Here is a 1,252-nt window from a genome sequence, read left to right as displayed (position 1 = left end):
CGCGCGCGGGGCGCGCGCGTCCGGCGCCTCACCCGTGTTCTCGGTGCGCACGCACAGCCGGTACAGGCCGTCCGCGAGCTTCTCGGCCGCGACCGTGGTGTGCGCCCGTACGTGCGCACGGCGGCGCACCACCCGCCCGGCGCCCAGTTCCTCGGTGTCGACGGCCGGCGGCGCGGAGACCTCGGCGGTGCGGGGGCCGCGCAGCAGCTCCGCCAGCGGCCAGGCGAGGTCCACCTCGTACGGGGCCGCCTCGTCGAAGCTCAGATGTGCGGTGCCGTCGTCCCCGCGGAGCGACTCCACCGGCCGGTACTGCCCGTCCTCGCCCGGCGCCTCCACCTGCTTGCGCTGAAGCTGGAGGTAGCGCACGCGCACCCGCAGCACCGCGTCCGGAGCCGCCCGCACCAGGCACTCGGTGCGCTGGTACCAGGAGTCCGCCGAACCGGAGATGCCCTCGGCGACCGGGCCCTCCGCCTCCACCCAGGTACGGGGGAGCAGCACCCCGAACTGCCAGCGGACCCGGTTCTTCGCCGAGGAACGCCGGTAGGGATAAAGCAGGTAGCCCTCGTACAGCACGGCATCCGCGACCGCGCCCACCTGGGTGAACGGGTCGCCGGACAGTGCCGTGGGGATGTCCTGGCCGGGCGCCGCGACACACGCGGTGCCGCCCTCGCCTCCCGTGTCAGCCATGCCGCCTCCTCGCCGCCGGTGCATGGGGCCATGTCTCCCACCGTGCTCCACCACCGTCACACCGCTCACGCACCCTCGCCCCTTAGGCGGACCCCGTTTGAGCCGGGCGGGTGATGCGTGAGGGCCGCTCAGTCGCCGGTGTCGCCGTGTTCCTGCCGGCCCCGGCCCCGGCCGCGCCGGGAGCGGACCACTTCCACCAGGAGCGGCAGCAGCGAGACGGCGACGACCAGCGCGATCAGTGGAAGGAGGTAGTCGTCGACGTGGTCGACCGACGCGCCCAGCGCCCAGCCCGCCAGGACGAGGCTCTGCGACCACAGCACCCCGCCGACCGTCTGCCAGATGGTGAAGACGCGCGTCGGCACCCCGAGCGCCCCGGCGGCGGGGTGCAGCACGGAGCGCAGCATCGGCACGAACCGGCCGATCACCAGTGCCTTGCGGTATCCGTACCGGGCCAGCAGGCGTTCCGCCCGCCCCACACCCTCCTTGACCCGGTGGCTGGAGGTGCGGGTGAGCAGCGCCCGGCCCCCGTGTCGTCCGACGAGGAAGCCCACCTGGGCGCCCACCA

1 protein-coding gene and 1 pseudogene are annotated in these 1,252 nt (G+C 74.4%); both read right to left on the bottom strand.

The window, feature by feature from the left end; translation table 11 throughout:
• A pseudogene (locus CCN33_RS30210) lies at window positions 1-687 on the bottom strand (hypothetical protein); the annotation flags it as partial.
• A gap of 128 nt (window positions 688-815) precedes the next feature.
• Window positions 816-1,252 (bottom strand): DedA family protein (locus CCN33_RS30205; protein ID WP_208621989.1); only part of this gene is annotated, 437 nt, incomplete at its 5' end.

The sequence above is a fragment of the Streptomyces recifensis genome (assembly GCF_002154615.1).
Classification (GTDB): Bacteria; Actinomycetota; Actinomycetes; order Streptomycetales; family Streptomycetaceae; genus Streptomyces; species Streptomyces griseoluteus.
This window is presented reverse-complemented; position numbering and strand designations above follow the sequence as displayed.